Origin of the sequence: Burkholderia sp. AU4i, assembly GCF_000466765.1 — a bacterium.
In the GTDB taxonomy this organism is placed as follows: domain Bacteria; phylum Pseudomonadota; class Gammaproteobacteria; order Burkholderiales; family Burkholderiaceae; genus Burkholderia; species Burkholderia cepacia.
Map to the genome: position 1 here is coordinate 196,832 of NZ_ASSI01000060.1, position 14,794 is coordinate 211,625.

General features: G+C 60.0%; 28 protein-coding genes. 3 read left to right on the forward strand and 25 right to left on the reverse strand.

From position 1 onward, the window contains the following. The 6 genes from L810_RS14325 to L810_RS14345 all read right to left on the reverse strand — a co-directional run bounded on the left by L810_RS14325 (position 1) and on the right by L810_RS14345 (position 2,391). On the reverse strand, positions 1-282 hold the full coding sequence (locus tag L810_RS14325; RefSeq protein ID WP_021159019.1) for a hypothetical protein: 282 nt from the start codon (positions 280-282) through the stop codon (positions 1-3). Positions 283-353: 71 nt separating this feature from the next. After that, positions 354-866: a hypothetical protein gene (locus L810_RS14330; protein WP_042974535.1), complete on the reverse strand. Its 513-nt coding sequence runs from the start codon at positions 864-866 to the stop codon at positions 354-356. Between the two features lie 252 nt (positions 867-1,118). After that, complete coding sequence (locus tag L810_RS14335) at positions 1,119-1,601, reverse strand: hypothetical protein (RefSeq protein ID WP_042974537.1); 483 nt, start codon at positions 1,599-1,601, stop codon at positions 1,119-1,121. Positions 1,602-1,614: 13 nt separating this feature from the next. Continuing rightward, complete coding sequence (locus tag L810_RS47220; RefSeq protein WP_155836244.1) at positions 1,615-1,818, reverse strand: hypothetical protein; 204 nt, start codon at positions 1,816-1,818, stop codon at positions 1,615-1,617. Between the two features lie 48 nt (positions 1,819-1,866). Next, positions 1,867-2,142 carry a hypothetical protein gene (locus L810_RS47225; protein ID WP_021159022.1) on the reverse strand — a complete coding sequence of 92 codons (276 nt, stop codon included), beginning with the start codon at positions 2,140-2,142 and terminating at the stop codon, positions 1,867-1,869. 9 nt (positions 2,143-2,151) lie between these two features. Continuing rightward, complete coding sequence (locus L810_RS14345) at positions 2,152-2,391, reverse strand: hypothetical protein (RefSeq protein ID WP_021159023.1); 240 nt, start codon at positions 2,389-2,391, stop codon at positions 2,152-2,154. Between the two features lie 11 nt (positions 2,392-2,402). On the opposite strand from L810_RS14345, the gene L810_RS47230 reads away from it, so the two are divergent. Beyond that, positions 2,403-2,759: a hypothetical protein gene (locus L810_RS47230; RefSeq protein ID WP_155836246.1), complete on the forward strand. Its 357-nt coding sequence runs from the start codon at positions 2,403-2,405 to the stop codon at positions 2,757-2,759. A 57-nt stretch (positions 2,760-2,816) separates the two neighbouring features. Here the strand turns inward: L810_RS47230 and L810_RS14355 are convergent, their stop codons facing one another. The 4 genes from L810_RS14355 to L810_RS14370 form a co-directional block, all read right to left on the reverse strand. After that, entirely contained in the window at positions 2,817-3,161 is a 345-nt protein-coding gene (locus L810_RS14355; RefSeq protein WP_042974545.1) for a hypothetical protein, read from the reverse strand. Between the two features lie 84 nt (positions 3,162-3,245). Next, positions 3,246-3,620: a hypothetical protein gene (locus tag L810_RS14360; protein ID WP_021159024.1), complete on the reverse strand. Its 375-nt coding sequence runs from the start codon at positions 3,618-3,620 to the stop codon at positions 3,246-3,248. A gap of 368 nt (positions 3,621-3,988) precedes the next feature. Beyond that, complete coding sequence (locus tag L810_RS14365; protein ID WP_021159025.1) at positions 3,989-4,627, reverse strand: RES family NAD+ phosphorylase; 639 nt, start codon at positions 4,625-4,627, stop codon at positions 3,989-3,991. Continuing rightward, positions 4,627-5,262: a hypothetical protein gene (locus L810_RS14370; protein WP_042974548.1), complete on the reverse strand. Its 636-nt coding sequence runs from the start codon at positions 5,260-5,262 to the stop codon at positions 4,627-4,629. Before L810_RS14370 ends, L810_RS14365 begins: the two co-directional genes overlap by 1 nt. A 206-nt stretch (positions 5,263-5,468) precedes the next feature. On the opposite strand from L810_RS14370, the gene L810_RS14375 reads away from it, so the two are divergent. Then, positions 5,469-5,909, forward strand: a complete 441-nt coding sequence (locus L810_RS14375) for a LexA family protein (protein WP_021159027.1) — start codon at positions 5,469-5,471, stop codon at positions 5,907-5,909. Further along, positions 5,906-7,204, forward strand: a complete 1,299-nt coding sequence (locus tag L810_RS14380) for a Y-family DNA polymerase (RefSeq protein WP_021159028.1) — start codon at positions 5,906-5,908, stop codon at positions 7,202-7,204. The genes L810_RS14375 and L810_RS14380 overlap by 4 nt, the downstream gene beginning before the upstream one ends. A 215-nt stretch (positions 7,205-7,419) precedes the next feature. Here L810_RS14380 and L810_RS14385 read toward each other — a convergent pair whose 3' ends face one another. The 15 genes from L810_RS14385 to L810_RS47255 all read right to left on the reverse strand — a co-directional run bounded on the left by L810_RS14385 (position 7,420) and on the right by L810_RS47255 (position 14,740). Next, a complete protein-coding gene (locus L810_RS14385; protein ID WP_042974550.1) occupies positions 7,420-7,812 on the reverse strand; it encodes a hypothetical protein in 393 nt (130 codons plus the stop codon). 268 nt (positions 7,813-8,080) lie between these two features. After that, on the reverse strand, positions 8,081-9,073 hold the full coding sequence (locus tag L810_RS44005; protein WP_021159030.1) for a hypothetical protein: 993 nt from the start codon (positions 9,071-9,073) through the stop codon (positions 8,081-8,083). 123 nt (positions 9,074-9,196) lie between these two features. Further along, complete coding sequence (locus tag L810_RS48415) at positions 9,197-9,430, reverse strand: hypothetical protein (protein ID WP_179945671.1); 234 nt, start codon at positions 9,428-9,430, stop codon at positions 9,197-9,199. Between the two features lie 59 nt (positions 9,431-9,489). Then, complete coding sequence (locus tag L810_RS48420) at positions 9,490-10,173, reverse strand: hypothetical protein (protein ID WP_021159032.1); 684 nt, start codon at positions 10,171-10,173, stop codon at positions 9,490-9,492. A 174-nt stretch (positions 10,174-10,347) separates the two neighbouring features. Further along, positions 10,348-10,677 carry a hypothetical protein gene (locus L810_RS14405; RefSeq protein ID WP_021159033.1) on the reverse strand — a complete coding sequence of 110 codons (330 nt, stop codon included), beginning with the start codon at positions 10,675-10,677 and terminating at the stop codon, positions 10,348-10,350. A 229-nt stretch (positions 10,678-10,906) separates the two neighbouring features. Next, complete coding sequence (locus L810_RS47240) at positions 10,907-11,083, reverse strand: hypothetical protein (protein ID WP_021159034.1); 177 nt, start codon at positions 11,081-11,083, stop codon at positions 10,907-10,909. Between the two features lie 41 nt (positions 11,084-11,124). Next, the gene (locus L810_RS14410; protein ID WP_042974552.1) at positions 11,125-11,586 is read right to left on the reverse strand and encodes a hypothetical protein; all 462 of its coding nucleotides are present in this window, start codon (positions 11,584-11,586) and stop codon (positions 11,125-11,127) included. 99 nt (positions 11,587-11,685) lie between these two features. After that, positions 11,686-12,033 (reverse strand): hypothetical protein, encoded by a 348-nt coding sequence (locus L810_RS14415; RefSeq protein ID WP_155836248.1) that lies wholly within the window; start codon positions 12,031-12,033, stop codon positions 11,686-11,688. A gap of 378 nt (positions 12,034-12,411) precedes the next feature. Further along, positions 12,412-12,831: a hypothetical protein gene (locus L810_RS14420; protein ID WP_042974557.1), complete on the reverse strand. Its 420-nt coding sequence runs from the start codon at positions 12,829-12,831 to the stop codon at positions 12,412-12,414. 23 nt (positions 12,832-12,854) lie between these two features. Further along, positions 12,855-13,079: a hypothetical protein gene (locus tag L810_RS14425; RefSeq protein WP_042974559.1), complete on the reverse strand. Its 225-nt coding sequence runs from the start codon at positions 13,077-13,079 to the stop codon at positions 12,855-12,857. A gap of 24 nt (positions 13,080-13,103) precedes the next feature. Continuing rightward, positions 13,104-13,451 carry a hypothetical protein gene (locus tag L810_RS14430; RefSeq protein ID WP_051392254.1) on the reverse strand — a complete coding sequence of 116 codons (348 nt, stop codon included), beginning with the start codon at positions 13,449-13,451 and terminating at the stop codon, positions 13,104-13,106. Continuing rightward, the gene (locus tag L810_RS47245; RefSeq protein WP_155836250.1) at positions 13,448-13,672 is read right to left on the reverse strand and encodes a hypothetical protein; all 225 of its coding nucleotides are present in this window, start codon (positions 13,670-13,672) and stop codon (positions 13,448-13,450) included. The genes L810_RS14430 and L810_RS47245 overlap by 4 nt, the downstream gene beginning before the upstream one ends. A 265-nt stretch (positions 13,673-13,937) precedes the next feature. After that, positions 13,938-14,186: a hypothetical protein gene (locus L810_RS14440; protein WP_021159036.1), complete on the reverse strand. Its 249-nt coding sequence runs from the start codon at positions 14,184-14,186 to the stop codon at positions 13,938-13,940. Next, positions 14,183-14,353, reverse strand: a complete 171-nt coding sequence (locus tag L810_RS47250; RefSeq protein ID WP_155836252.1) for a hypothetical protein — start codon at positions 14,351-14,353, stop codon at positions 14,183-14,185. Before L810_RS47250 ends, L810_RS14440 begins: the two co-directional genes overlap by 4 nt. 174 nt (positions 14,354-14,527) lie before the next feature. Next, the gene (locus L810_RS47255) at positions 14,528-14,740 is read right to left on the reverse strand and encodes a hypothetical protein (protein ID WP_155836254.1); all 213 of its coding nucleotides are present in this window, start codon (positions 14,738-14,740) and stop codon (positions 14,528-14,530) included. Between the last annotated feature and the right edge of the window lie 54 nt (positions 14,741-14,794).

Consider the following 14,794-nt stretch of genomic DNA (forward strand, 5'->3'; position numbering starts at 1 on the left):
TCAGTAGACTTTGTCGTTGATCGCGAGGCCGGCAGGACGCGCTTCAAAGCGGTATTGCCGATGCTTTGGATATTCCGGGTCGATCTCGCGTACCAAGCGGTCGAGCTCGCGCATCATGTCGCCATTGTCTGCACCCATCAGATGGACCGCCTTCGCAAGTCCCTCACCGTACTTCTCGACCATGAGCGCAGCAAACGCGGGCGTCTCGGCACCGCGAGCAACGTCACTCTTTCGGCCTTCCGCGTAGTTCCGGATTTCCTCGATCAGGGAAACTGTTGTCATTCCAGATCACTCGTTTCTTCGGCCACCGGCCGACCTGAGGGGCACTTGCGCGTCAAGTGTTTTCCGTTCGGTTAGTGGCAGATAACTCGATCGGGATCTGCTCGGCCCGATTGCACCGCCAACATTCTTTGCATCGTGACGTTCAATAGGTCGAATGGCACGGCCAGAGTTACCGTGCGGCCGGCAGCCAGCATCTTCCCAACTACTCGGCCACGATCCGCTTCGCTCGTCGCCTTGCCGAGTGTGGCATCGACAGCACCCTTGACGTGCTCGCCGAACGCTACGAAATAGCCATCCATGCCGTCACGAATGAGATCATTCATGCTGCTCGCGGTGCCTGCCGGTAGGGCCTGAGCCTTGTGATTGAGAATGGTCGCGACGGCCTTCTCCATCCAGCTCTCCAGTTCCGTCAGGTTGATGATCCGCAATACCGATTTGCCGACCGCTTTCAATGCGCTCATCACCTCTTCGTGGGTCGCGCCGACCCAGACCGACGCGCTGCCGGTCGCTGGCTCGGCAATCACAAGAAAGACCCTGTCACCAGGGATGAAGCTCTGAGTGTCCATCCCGCTCGCTACCATCATGTGTGTTCCTTGGCGTTTTGACCGTAATGCGCGTCTGACATATCCGGTCAGGAAGCGGCCAATCGGTGCCGCGCAGACAGCACTGCGCCAAGACAGCCTGCGAACCCGCGCCTAGATCACTCTCTTGCGGCCAGTGCAAGCGATTGTAGGGAGAACGCTTCCAGTCCGGAATCTCGAAAGAGTGCCCATGTGGGCGTCTTTCCGGTCAGATTCCTAGCTGGACGACATTCTAGTAGCCAACCGAACGGGTGATCAGGCGTCGTGACCGCTCCCGAGACGCGCTAGCGTTTCGAGTCCGTCCTCAGCCCATCTCACGAACTCCTTGATGTCGGTGCGTAGAGCCACGAGCTCACTCGCATTTGATGTGGGTTTCATGCCCCGCAACATGGCGAGCCATGCTTTTCCCGTCTTCTCGAAACCTTCGAGGAGCGATTTACGCCGCGCCATGAAATGAATCTTGAACGCATCGTGCAGCGGGATCTGCATATCCGTTGCCTTGCGCCACATGTCCATACTCACTCGAATGAACGATGGGTCCAACTCGACGGGAAAAGCGGCGTCGCGCTCCCCTGGCCGAGGCGACAACAACGCACTCAATTCGTCCGCGGCAGCTGCATGAACCGCAGTTCCATCGTCGCCAAGCGGTTCCCCGGATGGCATCTTTCGGGATTCCGCAGAATCCCGAAGCAGATTGATGGCTAGGCGCATCGCGTCGGCAATGGTTATTTCACTCATTGCGGCTTTTCCTTCACAACAGTTCAATCTGACCAAGGTTGGTTTCGCGGAGGTCTCGCTTGCCTTCGGTGATTTCGCTGGTCGTTCGCCGCGCGGATTGCGTGACAGACTTAGACTGTGCGGCAGGTGGATACTGCCGATGTTCGCGGCCCCATTCGGGACTCAGCACTTCGGCAGCGAACAGGACGCCGGGAGCGATCTGAATGTAGCGACTCATTGGCGTTATTTCCGTTTAAAGGGTTTCTGACCTCCGCGGGATATGACGTCAATGGCAATTTCCCGAACTGAGTTTTTCGGCCCATGCCCGGTCCTTAGCGGCGTCGCGCACGGTCAGGGCGTGATATGCACGAGCCTCATCGATGGCGGCCTCGCCGGCCCGATACTTCTCTTCCGAGAAGCCATCGAGAAATGCCACTTTCTGTACGCTGCCGTCAGGGTAATCGTGTTTCGTTCCCCCCGTCACCCCGTGCTTGCGGAATGCGTCGCGGCCTTCGCGCTGGCAGTCGCCAATCGCCGGTGCTGATGTCATGAACAGATTCATTGATTTTTCCTATTCCTGTTGGAGTCGGTCGCGCAGCGCCAAACCTGACGGCGTCGCTCGCCAGCATCCCTGATTGTCACGGGTAGCGAACCCCGCGCGATACAGCGCCTGCATCGTATCCACGTTGCAGATGCGGGCGCCGTTCACGATTACGGCTGACCCGGCGCCCGGCTCGGCCGCCCAACCTCGAGACAGCCATCGCATGACGCGGACCTGCGCATCCGTCAGCTTGGGTGAGATCGCTTCCATCGATCTGCTCCTTGTTGGTTGCCGATTCAAAAGTCGATCACGTCGACTGGAACATCAATCCCGTGGTGTTTGAGAACTGCCTCACGGAACGCTTTCCACTCGGCTTCCCCGGCTGGCTCATGCGTACAATGCAGGCATTGATCGGCACCCTCCAGCTGCTCCGTCACGGTTCGATGCACGTCGATCCCAAAGCGCTTGCTGAAGCGCCCAACGCACGAGCCATCGTGCGCCGTCACCCACACGGTATCTCCCCTCGAGGACACATCGATGCTGTGAGGTTTCGTCACGCTTTTTCCTATTCCTTGGCTGTGGCGGGCGGCGCTGAGCAAGCAGGCAGCGCCAGCCCGTCGCGCGAGTCCACCCCGTAGTGATTGGTTGATATCGGGCGCTCGAGCGCCGGATTCTTTCGCTCCGGCGTTCGGATATCAAAGCCGCTGGAGGGCCGCGAACGCAACACGCGCGAGGTCTTCCGCCGACAAAGTCACCCGCCTCTCGACTTCCCGCTTATCAGAGTCGGGCAGGACTCCATCGTCAGCCGAATCGATACGCCCATCCTTCCAAACGATGATCGATCGTCGAGCGTAGCGCGCGTCCGAGCGGAAGAAACTGAACTCGACGTCCGATCCATCGCCCCGGTCGGTGAAGTAGCGCAGTTCCATAGGCTGTCCCTCGACCTCGACTGGAATAAAGGCTTTCTTCACGACCCCTTCCGGATTGAGTCTCTTCGCAAGTTCGTACAGAGCGACCGAGCTAAACGAGGCAAGATTCATCGATTTTTTCCTTTATACGCTCGCGTCTGCGAGTTTCAATCGCATCCCTTACGGCCTGCTATCTCAGCTCGCTCCTGCGTATTCTTATGCGGCCGTGTCACGCATAGCTGCCGTGACGCGCTCCATAAGACCAGCACGCATCGCCAGATGCAACACCGCCCGTGTATATGCCTGCACGTTCGTACCCGCCTCTGACACCTGTGCCTTGATAAACCGGTTCATCGATTCGGGAACGCCAATCACCACAGATACCAGCTGGTCGAGCGGATCGATGTTGCTGTCGCCGGCCTTCGCACGCCTGCGAGGCTGCGCGACTGATACAGCCTCCGCGAGGAGTGATTCGATGTCGAGTTCCTCCGCAATTGCGTTCGTACTCCCTTCATACATCGGGACAGCGGTCTTGAGCAATGCGTCGAGCGCGGATTTTTCAACTAAAACCTTCATGATTTCCCCGTTCATACGGCAGGCGCCGTGCAACCATCTTCGTCCTTCGCTGCCCTTTCGCATTCGACGCAACGTACATCATGCGGTAACGCCATGAACTCGGCCAGCGGAACGAATGTCGCGCGCACGCTCGGCCGAGATGTGTAGCGGCAGCGCGATCGACCTCCAGTATCGTTGGCGAGGTGAATCCGTCTCGCCTTCTTCTGCGGTTTGATGGGAAGCGTCATCGCCTTTTCCTTCGTCGCTTAGCGCGTTTCGAATCAACACTGTACTGAACAGCGAGCCTGGATCAAGCTCTCCCGACGAGGCAACGAATCGCATGTCCGATGCTTCTTCGCTCTGACCGGAACTTCAAAAGAGCGCCCATGCGAGCGCCTTCGCGGTCAGATGACGGAGATCTTCAGGCTGTCCGCCAACTGCAATACCTTGCTCCGGAGCGGATCGACCGCCAGTGAGTCATCACCGAGAACGTAGAGACCGGGTGATGACAGCCTCTGCCCGAAAAGCATGACGCACCGGCCGGCGTCATTCCTGCGGGATCCGTACGCAATCCCCTGAGCTGTCGGGCATTGATCGTGTGCAGCCTGCGACCACTGGCGGGTCTGCGGATACTTGGCCGGAATGCTGTCGATCAGATCGGCCCGCGTCACCTCGAGGGCGGGCAGATACGGCGTATGGAAGCTGACGCACTGGATCGGGTCAGGCAGGAGCACCTTCGCGATCCGGTAGTGTATAAGCCGATCGAGATAGAAAACCCCGGGTGGATTGAGAGTCACATCGTGGAAAAGCGACTCCATGATGGCGCACTCGAACGAGCTCGCGCCGTACCACGTGTGGACGGGCGAGCCGTCCCGAAGATTGATCGGCGCGAACCGCGTATTGCCCCAGCCTTCGGAGAACGTGGTCGACGTCGTGCCGTGAGGGTGGGTGCAATACGCGTGATACCAAGCGGGTACATCCTCTCGGGAAATGGGCAGGACGGTGAACGGCTCCGCCGCGCCGGGTACGTGCAGGCCGGTCATCAGGCGACGTACTCCCCGTGCAGATGATGGGCGGCTTCAACGACGTCATCACGACGATCGAGCGCGTCCCGCGGCGCAACCGGCTCGGCCTCATGCGCGCCACGCCCGGCAATCCATCCGTTCGGGAAATGGAACCACGCGGCGACCTTCCACGCATCCTCTACTGGCCCGAGCGCCTCGAGGATGTCTTTGATCACTGGCAGTGGCTGGCACATCGCGTCGAACTGGTAGCCCGCGAAGTATTCCTTGCCATTGAACGTCACGCCAAAGACACGCCCTCGCCGCTTCCAGTCACTCGCGGGTTGAGCCTTGTTGGCGGGCGGCGTTGCCTGCAGCGCATTGATCTGCTCTGCCGTGAGCCAGTCTCCCCGCGCGAAAACTTCGCGCATGGTCTTCTGGCGTCGGATACGCTCCTCGATCAACGGCGCTGCCGGCGCCGACAGGCCCGAGAAAGCCCGGGCGATTTCATCCGCGCGCTGGAACAGCCCTGTTTCCCATTGAGGCGTGGACAGAATGACAACCAGCAACTCTTCGATCCCCTTTTGCAGCGAGGAAGCAATGACCGGATCGGTGCCGCGCGGGAGCGGCAGGCTCAACACTACGTCCGTGTTTGAGTCTTCATGGACTTGAATCATGACTCCCTCCGAAAATTTGCGACTCTGCCAACATTATAGTTGTCGTCGTCAAAATCGCAAGATTAGAGGGTTGGGTACGAGAGGACGACATCACCGCGCTGGGCGGCATATCGGCAAAAAATGCTGCGTCCGCACACGCGAAATTTCGCGCCCGGCGTCCCTTGGTGCAGAATACTGTGTTTTTGTACAGTACCCAAGGATTCGCCATGTCCGCCACCCCGGATCCCAACACCGCGCCGCAGATCGACTGTGGCAAGCCCGTTCCCGTGGCCGAAGTCCTCGCGCGCGTTCCGGCTGGCTTCCCGTCACCCGCGCAGGACCACGCCGTCTCGCGCATCGACCTGAACCAGGTCTTGATCCGCCACCAGCTCGCGACCTATTTCCTGACCGTCAGCGGCCCCTCGATGCGCGACGCCGGGATCGACGACGGTGACCGCCTGATCGTCGATCGTGCGGTGCGACCGCGCCACGGCGATATCGTCGTGGCGGTGGTCGACGGTGAACTGACCGTCAAACGGCTCTATCAACGCGGCGGCGTCGTCAAACTGTTGGCCGCCAACCCCACGTTCCCGGACATCCGCCCACGTGACGGTAACGTGCTCGAGATATGGGGCGTAGCGACGTTTTGCATCAAGGCGTTGCCGTGAAGACGTCGCGCCCCGTCGCGCTGATCGACGGCAACAGCTTCTATTGCTCGTGCGAACGGGTGTTCCGCCCGGCGCTCGTCGGCAGGCCGCTTATCGTTCTGTCGAACAACGACGGCTGCGCGATCGCACGCACCGCGGAAGCCAAGGCGCTGGGGATCAAGATGGGCCAACCTTGGTTCGAGATTCGGCACCTGGAGCACGACGCAGGCCTCGTCGCGCTGTCCGCGAATTTCGAACTGTATGCGGACATCAGTGATCGCATGATGGCCATCATCGGGCAGTTCGGGCCGGACCAGCACATTTACAGCATCGACGAGTCGTTTCTGTTTGTCGACGGCATCCGTGGCAATCTGACCGACTACGCGCAACAGATGCGCGCTCGCGTGCTGCAATGGGTCGGCATCCCAACGTGCGTCGGCATCGGCTCAACCTACACCCAGGCGAAGCTCGCCAATCACGTCGCCAAGAAGCGGCCACACTGGAACGGCGTGTGCAACCTCACTGCGATGCCGCGCGGTGCGCTGGCAACCCTGATGAGGGAAGTCGACGTCGGCGACGTATGGGGTGTGGGGCCGCGCTTAGCGCCGCGGCTGCGTGAACTGGGCATCGCGTCCGCACTCGACCTCGCACGCGCCGACCCCGAGGGGATCGCTGGCGAGTTTTCGGTGGTTCTTGCCCGAACTGTGCGCGAACTGCGCGGCAGGCCCTGCATCGACCTCGGCGCGGACACGGCGCCGCGCAAGCAGATCATGACGTCGCGCTCGTTCGGCCGCGTCGTGCTCGAGCAAGCCGAACTCGCCGAGGCGATCGCGGAATTTGCTGAGCGCGCTGCGCACCGGCTGCGCGCGCAACGCTCGCGGGCGGGCGCACTGCAGGTCTTCATTCGCAACAGCCCGTTTCGGGAGCGGGAAGCGCCTTTCTCCGCGTCGACCTCGATCCGGCTGACACCGGCAACTCAAGACACCCGGCAGATCGTCCAAGCCGCACGATACGCGCTACGCGGGATTTTCAGGCAAGGGGTGCGCTACGCGAAAGCGGGCGTGATGCTGTTCGACCTCAGTTCGGTCGATGTCGAGCAACTGGAGCTGTTCGGCGCCGACGAGCCGACAGTGACGGGAAATGGCCGAGATCCGCAAGCCCTGATGCAGACGGTCGACGCACTGAACGCGCGCTTTGGTCGCGGCACCGTGAAGTTAGCCGGCGCCGGATTCGCGCAGGAGTGGCGGCACCGACCGGAGCGGCTAACACCAGCCTACACGACCGATTGGAACCAACTGCCAATCGTACGTGCATAGGCTGCACGACCCTAGACAGGCGGTGTCGACGACACGATGGATAAAAAAAAAAGCATCGCACTTTTCAGGGCGACGCTTCAAAAGTGTTCTAGCAAATTCCGAGGGCCGTGCTAGAACCTGAGAGGACTTCAGTATGGCATAACTGCTTCTTGTTGGGAAGCTGTTTCTAATTTGGTGTTGTCGTGCACCAGATTCAGTGATCGCCGGTCACCTCGTCAAAGAACTCGGATATTCGAAAGCATGACGTCCAGCGTTTTCTGTTCCGGCCGGGCGGTGCCGACACCGTTTTCGCCGGGGACTTCACCCGGTTCGGCGAACGCGGCGAGACAGACCATCAGTTCTTTCGAGACGCCGAGGCCGATACCCATTGATGCCACCTCTTCCTGCAGGAGGGATCCGTTCATCAGGACCTTCGCCAGACCGCGCACGCTTTCCACGAGCGTGCGATCGCTGTCCGTCCACACGTCCGGCGGGAGATCGCGAAGTTGCAGGAGTTCCTTCAGCCTTGGCGGCATGGGCCGCCGGCCGACGCGAGTCGCGTACCCCGACGTCGCGGAATCCATGATGGTGGTCCCCACGAGCATATTCCAAAGGTGTTCCGGTTGCATTCGAGCTCCTATCAGTTATCCGATATGGGCGTGTCGCTGTTCAAGGTAGCGGCAGAATCCCTTGACCAAAATTCTATTGACGCCGCTTCCGCGCAGGAATCCGGAATGAGCGCCTATTCGGGCCTCTTTCTGACGTACGCGTGGTCGGCTCGAATGTTCCCCGACACGAAATTGCGAAATTTCGCAAGTTCGCAAACTGGACGCACCAATAAAAACGCCCGCCGGCGCTCCAAAGGAGCACACAGCGGGCAGACTTCATGTTGATGGATTACATGGTGGGCGAAGACGAATTGCCCTGGTGCCTCGGGTCTTCGAACGGAATGGCGAAGTGCGCCGCCAGTTCCGCGATCGGTTGTGACGCGCACTCGACAGCAACGTCCGTGTGCTTCACATAGGCTCGAAAGTAAAACGCGTCATCGGTAACCACCAGCATGTCGCACTCGGAACGGACGGCGTTCTCTTCGCCCGCATCCAGCGCGTCATCGGGATCAGTCTCCGGATCATACTGAAGATACTGAGCTCGACAGTCGTACTTCTCGACCTTGTACAGGTCGTTGGCCCTGACCACCGAGGACAGCTTGATGATATTCCGGGCCGACTCCTCACTCACCTCGAAGATCGCGACACCAGGCGACTTATCCAGATCGCCGCCGCCCGTCACTTCGACGCGGTAGGCCTTTGGCGAGCTCGCGGGTGCGGCCACCGAGACTTCCGGCAGTTTCCCCGTTGCCTGTCCTACTACCGGATGGTTCTGGTAGGCCGACCATGCTTCATCGCTCGTCTCGGGACGATAACCCAGGTTCTTCCATGCCAGTACGCCACGGACATAGCCGTGTGCATAGGCGCGATCCTGATGACCCTCCATGTCCCTGACCGCCGCACGTTCCGCTTCGGCCGTGCCATCGTGAAAGCCCCAGTTGAATCGCACGCGCTCCGGGAAGGAGCCATTGCGCTGCCCGTTCCTTTTCATGATCGTCAAAACGTCGCTGGGCGTGCCGCGTTCCAGCGCCTCTTCGACCATCTTCAGGAATGTCGCCTTGTCCTGCTCGGGGCCCACATGGGCAGTTGCTGCCGGATCCGGCTTCCCGGACCACGAGTTCTTTTCGCCTTCCGAGTTGTAAAGAACCACCTCGTATGCGTCGTCGTAATCCGGACGGCCGCGGAGCGCTACGTGACCGATCGCAACTCCATCCACCTTCGCGATTTCCGTAGCGAAACCGTTGGACGCCCAGACGATTTCCGGCAATTTCACTTGATTCATGTTGCTTCTCCAAAGTTGATTGCGAGAAGCGCTCCCCACGATCGGGGAGCGTCCCCGCGAGGGTTTGAAAAGTCACTTGAGGCCCGTTCCCCCCCCTCGAGGGGGAAACGGATATCGAGTCGACTACTTACGCTCGAGCATGCCAATCGCGGCTGAGATGGCCTCGGCCGATTCATGGCGTTTGCCGAGCTCGTTGAAGCGGAGGGCGTTGCGCAGCATCTGCAACGGATCCGGAATTGAAACTTGCGTCACCGAATCCGGTTGCGAAACTTCCTGCTCACCGCAATCGACGGAGTCGACCGCGCTCGACAAGCAGTGCCGTTGTACTCCTCGAGCATCGCGGAAACGACGTTCCAAGCCGAGATTGCGCGAGGGTTCGCGCTCTTCCGTACTGCTTCGCCCGAGAATTCGAAACCCTAGGCCTTCAGAAGAACGCGCGCCATCCGTTCGGCACCTTCCACGATCTCCACATCGGTCATCCCGATGGGATCCTCCGGTGAATTGAGAGGTTCCTGCATTTTCCGGGTGAGATCGGGATCCGCCTGAAGCGCGCGAAAAGCATCCGCCCATGCTTCATTCTCGGTTCGGAAATCACCGGGGCATGTCTCCGGTTCCATCCAACCCGGTTGAATCACTGTCCACCACCAGCGACCGTTGAGTTCCGGGCCATCAGTTGCACTGCCCAGATGAACCTTGAAGCCGGCCGCCTTAACGGCCTCGAGCTGCTTTTCGGTGACATGCAGCAGTTTCGCGTCGGGCAAACGAATTCCGACCGACTCGAACGCACGGTCAAACGCACGGATCTCATGCTCCCAGTACGCCTTGTCATCGACATCCGGATCCTGACGCTTGGCACGGTCCAACGCGATATTCAACGCTAAACGCCAAGCTTCGTGATTCGATCGGAAGCCATCCGGAATCGAACCCGGTGCATACGCCTCGAATGCCCGGTCGAACGCTTGGATCTGGATATCCCAGTTCAGCGGTCCATCGTCCAAGCCCACAAGACAACCGTCATCGCGGACGAGGAGCAGCGCATCGCGCCACGCCTTGCGATGAGTGACAAAATCATCGTTCTCCGGCAGTTTCCGTTGTTCCATTTACTTCTCCACCGTGTGTGTGAGAAGCGCCCCAGCGGGAGCGCTTCCCCGCAAGGGTTATAGAAAGAGGGGACTTTCAGGACACCGACTCCCCTCTTCATGCATGCCCAACAAGGGCGCACAACAAAGGAAGAGGCCCTTACGGCCCCATCCTGCAACTGACGCCTGGCGACGTCACTCCGCTACGCGGAGGCCGTTGCCATAGCTGACCAGCCTGACCGACGCACCGAGGCGCGGCTGATGCACGCGATCCGCGGTGGCGCTATACACCTCGCCGTCGCTCGCGCGCACGCCGACTTCGACGAGATCCTGCGCGGATACGCCCTGGACGGCATGGTTCCCTTGCGGGACCGGCGCCGGAACGAGACGGACACGCACGACAGTGCCAGTCGCACCGAGCATCGCCTGCTGGTCGGCTTGCTGCGCGAAGGCGTTCCCGCCGGCGAGCATGCTAGCGACGGCGAACGAAATGGCGACGACCGGGGACATTGCGATTTTCAACATGGTTTGCTCCTGAAGAGAAATTGGGGGCAAACCGACCCCTTTGGGGAACGGAGCCCCAGAGGGAAAGACAAGATGCCGGCAGGCGGCAATACGAATCACGGACGAGGAATCGACCGAGCAGGCTGGAATACGGACCAGCTACCGAGGGAAAGCGGTTACGAGTATAGCACCGGACTTCCTGATGGGAATCATCCTCATCCGAATTTGAAAATGCGGCGTGGACTTACGCTCAATCTACCTTGACAATTTCAAGGTCGTACTCGGCCATCCAATCAGCTCCGGCACCGCCGTCGCTCGTGACAACGCCGTTATCCAGCTGATTGCGGATCTGTTCCTCGAACTCGTCGATAGAGTCGCACTCCATTGCTTCGAGGTCGGCGTCCGACACTTCAATCCTGATAAGCATTTGTCTCTTCCTTCGCCGGCGCGGCCGGCTCTGTTGTTTTCCTAGCTCTGAATGTTGCGCACGATCAGCGTGGCTCGCTTGCCAGTCGGGGTCGTCAGGATGAGCGGCAAATCGCGTTTGACAACTACCGGAGCCTGCGGCCCGAACCAGCCCTTCTCTGAAGGACTGACTTTTTCATCCGATACGAAAAGCAGACCTTCGAGCGCATCATCATGCAACGAGTGTTGGGCCATGATTTGTACCGTCACCCCATCGGCACTTGCCGACTTTGGCGAGCCACCATCCTCAAGGTTAAGGGTGAAGGGCTTGCCTGCAACTTCGACGGCGACCGTGTACGAGCGGAGCTCCATCGAACCATAGGTTTTCAGGCACTTCTCGTGAGCATCGGTGCCCTTCACGTTTTGACACGCTGACACCACTTCGGAGGCTTGCATCGTGTGCGCGCCCGCGATTCGCGACAAGGCAACCACCGCGATTGCGACGATGAACGGTTTACGTTTCATATGGGGCTGACTATTCGTGTTCCGGTTTAAAAAGGGCCGCCAGTACGGGCCGGCCAACACGCCGCGACAGGGACGTACTGCCACGGTAAAACCCTTTTCCTAGACGTCGATGCAACGGCCGTGTGTTGCATCTTCGAGCGAGCAGGCGGCTGCCGCGTCATGTCCGTGCCAGCTCAACCACGGCTTGCCAGCACGTTCGTAAAAGTAAAGGCTACCATCCAACGTCCAGTCGGCCGGCAAAAGCGACTGACTGTCGGCGCGCAAGTCGGATACATCGCGCGGGAGCGTTCCGCGTCGCATTTGATACTCGAGCGCCGCATGGGCAACGACGCCCAGGGAAATTTCCTGCTGGTGTCGCGGATCAGACGGAGGCAGCGCAGCACTGGCAGCAACCGCGTTGAGCATCATCAGGCTCGCAACAGTCATCGCTCGAAGTGAGATTCGCATAGAATGTTTACCTATCGAACAGTGCCGTTCTTGCAGTGACCGCACCACATCCCTTTACTCGCGCTGGACAGCGCCGAGCGTCCGCAATGTGGGCAGCGGATCGTGATCGCTCCGAGGTTCACCATGTCTTTCTCTGCTTCCTCATTGCGCCGTTGTCAAAGCGCGCTCTAGGTGCTGCAGCGATCCGGCTTTCGGAACGTCGTCGACGAGCACCTGATCGAGGGTCCGGAAGCAGAACTCGCAGTGCCCCTTTCCCCAGCCACCACCGCTCCAGCGATGTCGCTCTCCAACACGCTTCCCCGTCTTCGGGCTGCGACCGCCGAGGGCGCCGCAGGACAAAACGTGCTTCCCTTTCATCGTCGTGTTTTCCTATGCCAATCAGTTCGACGAGCTTTCCACCAGCGACACCAGTGTTCCCTGTTTCGCGGGAAAACCCGTCTGAGCGATATTCATAGTCCACGAGTCTGCGGCCCCATGCGCGACACCGGACTGGTCGACCCACCCGCCGTTCGGACCAATCAGCACCGCGTCGTTTCGAGCGTCAGCCTCGCTCTCCACCTTGTCGCTCACGAGAATCGCCTTCGCAGCGCCGCCATTCAGGCGAACCACTGTGAATGACGTATGCGTTCTTTCACCGCGATATGTGTCACGATGCAGGATCGTGGCCACGCCGTTCGCGTCCTTGAAATCACAAGCTAGGGCAGTTTGTGCAGACAGCGCCCAGGTAGGCCCCGCACATGGGTTATGCGTCGCTTCTGCGGGCGCGAGGCCGATAAGAGCCAGCAATGCCATCAACATTTACATTCCCCCGTTTTTACGATTCAGGCCGACCGCTTCAGGACTGCCGCGCGATACTGCGAGCGCAGCAACAGATCCGGAACGGGAGCAAGCATCTCCCCCATAAATTGCAGCTCAACGCACGCGCTTACGCCGTGCTTCGGAGCCGCACGATCGAATGCCGCGCGTGCAGCATTGACACTCTCCTTATCCCCAGCCGCTACAGCGCGGATAGCGGCCTTTTCAGCTTCAGTGAGAATCTCGCTCATCAATGTCTTCCCGTGTATGGTTGCTCAGAACTCGTCCGAGTCCGTTTCTGTTACAGGTGCCACGGGCATACCGGGTTTGGGCAACAGGCGGTAGTACGTCACGGCCTCGAACATCGGCTCAGTAACGGGAAACCATGAGTTACCGTGGGTGCTGCATTCAACGGGGTAGCCGTCTTGTTGCAGGGCGAAGGCTAGTGCGCGGACGGCCAACGGGACGTGGCCGAACGGCTTAGCGAGTGCCTTATTCACCGACACTAGGGCCGCGCTTGAGCGAACGCCACCGTCAACGTACAGAGTGAGGCGGAAGCCCGCGTTGTACGCATCCGAACTGAACGTAACGAATTCGTCGTGGCCCTGCTGTTCTGCGGTCATGGTGCGTTTTCCGAGGCTGATCGAAGATGGTCGGGCAGCACGCGCTCCAGTGCTGCGGCTTCTTCTTCGGCTTGAACGTTCAGCTCGTCCAGCTCTCGGGCCGCGGCTTCAGCGGTCGGATGCCACGCTCCAGTCTCGTACGTCTGATTGACCTGCCGCTGACAAGCGAACTGGTCCCCGGCCTCGTTCTGGATCAAGCTCCAATAGTTCGCGTTCGTCATGTCTCTGCTTTCCGATCAATGGAAGACGATGAGTAAAATTCCCGCAGCGCATGCGACCGTGAGGGTCAACAGAGCCAATTTCGTCCCGATACTCATTCTCAGATCCCTTTGTCCCGTGCCGACCGTGTCGGCGAATCTTCACTTTCCTTTCACCTTCTGCGCCTCTGCACAGATCACTCGACCATTATCGGCGGCCGAACGCCGTACTTGAATCATCGTACCGTAGCCGGTTACGGTGTCAAGGTTTTACGTCCGCAACACTCGCCTAGTCCTTTCGGGGGGTGGGAAGTTGCTGCACTAGGTACTTTAGTGCGCCACGCCGCGAGTCGGCCACGCCGGTCGCGACGAGGGCGTCGAGCTTCGCGACTTCGGCCGCATCCAGCAGCGCCTCGACGCGCGCACCGCCCGCGTCGGACAGCGCCTTGCGCTGCCGCGCGACGCGCGCTGGGCCGGTGTAGTCGTAGTTCGGCGGCGACTTCGGGTTGACGCGGTTTTTCGGTTCCGATTTGCTCATCTATCTGTGCTTCCGTCCTGGGATTGAAGGGCGGCTTCGGCCAACGCGGGAAGATCGCGCCCCAGGCGCTTGATCTTGCCCGCTTCGATCGACGCCACCTGGCGCAGGCGTGATGGGGAATTGTCGATCAGGAACAAGCGATCGGCCAGGCGCAAGGCTGCGGGCAAGATTTTGCATGCTGCGCCGGTAGCGACGCCTGACGTCGACGGTGGGGATGTGGTGTCCGCCATCAAGCACAGAGAGGTACTTGCGAGTGATCGTGGTCTTGCTCGATCCATTTGGACCGGCGACGACCCAGACATGCAGCTTCAAAGGGTTCGCTCGACGACGATGGCATCGTGCTAGTCGAGACGCACAATCTCGCGGCGCCCGTCTGGATATCGCCGGATCATCTGGCCTGGAAATTCCTCTTCCTCGACGGAGATTGGGCGCCCCGCTTCCAGATGATGGCGAGCCGTCTCGTCGCCCGCAGCCGCGAGTTCGCGCTCGAACGCCTCAAAAATCCGGCCTTCCTCTTTCGGCCCGGCGGCTTCCAGGATGCGGACATCCAGCATTTGATCTCCCAGCGGCATGTCGTAGCCGCCTCTCCCCAGATCATACCGTAGCCG

Bases quoted from the DNA above. Each gene is read 5' to 3' on its own strand.
- L810_RS14410 (WP_042974552.1), bottom strand. From the start codon at position 11,586: ATGAAACGTAAACCGTTCATCGTCGCAATCGCGGTGGTTGCCTTGTCG.
- L810_RS44005 (WP_021159030.1), bottom strand. From the start codon at position 9,073: ATGAATCAAGTGAAATTGCCGGAAATCGTCTGGGCGTCCAACGGTTTC.
- L810_RS14430 (WP_051392254.1), bottom strand. From the start codon at position 13,451: ATGACCGCAGAACAGCAGGGCCACGACGAATTCGTTACGTTCAGTTCG.
- L810_RS47220 (WP_155836244.1), bottom strand. From the start codon at position 1,818: ATGAGTCGCTACATTCAGATCGCTCCCGGCGTCCTGTTCGCTGCCGAA.
- L810_RS47240 (WP_021159034.1), bottom strand. From the start codon at position 11,083: ATGCTTATCAGGATTGAAGTGTCGGACGCCGACCTCGAAGCAATGGAG.
- L810_RS47225 (WP_021159022.1), bottom strand. From the start codon at position 2,142: ATGAATCTGTTCATGACATCAGCACCGGCGATTGGCGACTGCCAGCGC.
- L810_RS14385 (WP_042974550.1), bottom strand. From the start codon at position 7,812: ATGCAACCGGAACACCTTTGGAATATGCTCGTGGGGACCACCATCATG.
- L810_RS47255 (WP_155836254.1), bottom strand. From the start codon at position 14,740: ATGCTGGATGTCCGCATCCTGGAAGCCGCCGGGCCGAAAGAGGAAGGC.
- L810_RS14375 (WP_021159027.1), top strand. From the start codon at position 5,469: ATGTCCGCCACCCCGGATCCCAACACCGCGCCGCAGATCGACTGTGGC.
- L810_RS14420 (WP_042974557.1), bottom strand. From the start codon at position 12,831: ATGTTGATGGCATTGCTGGCTCTTATCGGCCTCGCGCCCGCAGAAGCG.
- L810_RS47245 (WP_155836250.1), bottom strand. From the start codon at position 13,672: ATGACGAACGCGAACTATTGGAGCTTGATCCAGAACGAGGCCGGGGAC.
- L810_RS48420 (WP_021159032.1), bottom strand. From the start codon at position 10,173: ATGGAACAACGGAAACTGCCGGAGAACGATGATTTTGTCACTCATCGC.
- L810_RS14335 (WP_042974537.1), bottom strand. From the start codon at position 1,601: ATGAGTGAAATAACCATTGCCGACGCGATGCGCCTAGCCATCAATCTG.
- L810_RS14365 (WP_021159025.1), bottom strand. From the start codon at position 4,627: ATGACCGGCCTGCACGTACCCGGCGCGGCGGAGCCGTTCACCGTCCTG.
- L810_RS14355 (WP_042974545.1), bottom strand. From the start codon at position 3,161: ATGAATCTTGCCTCGTTTAGCTCGGTCGCTCTGTACGAACTTGCGAAG.
- L810_RS14415 (WP_155836248.1), bottom strand. From the start codon at position 12,033: ATGCGAATCTCACTTCGAGCGATGACTGTTGCGAGCCTGATGATGCTC.
- L810_RS14325 (WP_021159019.1), bottom strand. From the start codon at position 282: ATGACAACAGTTTCCCTGATCGAGGAAATCCGGAACTACGCGGAAGGC.
- L810_RS14370 (WP_042974548.1), bottom strand. From the start codon at position 5,262: ATGATTCAAGTCCATGAAGACTCAAACACGGACGTAGTGTTGAGCCTG.
- L810_RS14345 (WP_021159023.1), bottom strand. From the start codon at position 2,391: ATGGAAGCGATCTCACCCAAGCTGACGGATGCGCAGGTCCGCGTCATG.
- L810_RS14440 (WP_021159036.1), bottom strand. From the start codon at position 14,186: ATGAGCAAATCGGAACCGAAAAACCGCGTCAACCCGAAGTCGCCGCCG.
- L810_RS14425 (WP_042974559.1), bottom strand. From the start codon at position 13,079: ATGAGCGAGATTCTCACTGAAGCTGAAAAGGCCGCTATCCGCGCTGTA.
- L810_RS14405 (WP_021159033.1), bottom strand. From the start codon at position 10,677: ATGTTGAAAATCGCAATGTCCCCGGTCGTCGCCATTTCGTTCGCCGTC.
- L810_RS14330 (WP_042974535.1), bottom strand. From the start codon at position 866: ATGATGGTAGCGAGCGGGATGGACACTCAGAGCTTCATCCCTGGTGAC.
- L810_RS14360 (WP_021159024.1), bottom strand. From the start codon at position 3,620: ATGAACGGGGAAATCATGAAGGTTTTAGTTGAAAAATCCGCGCTCGAC.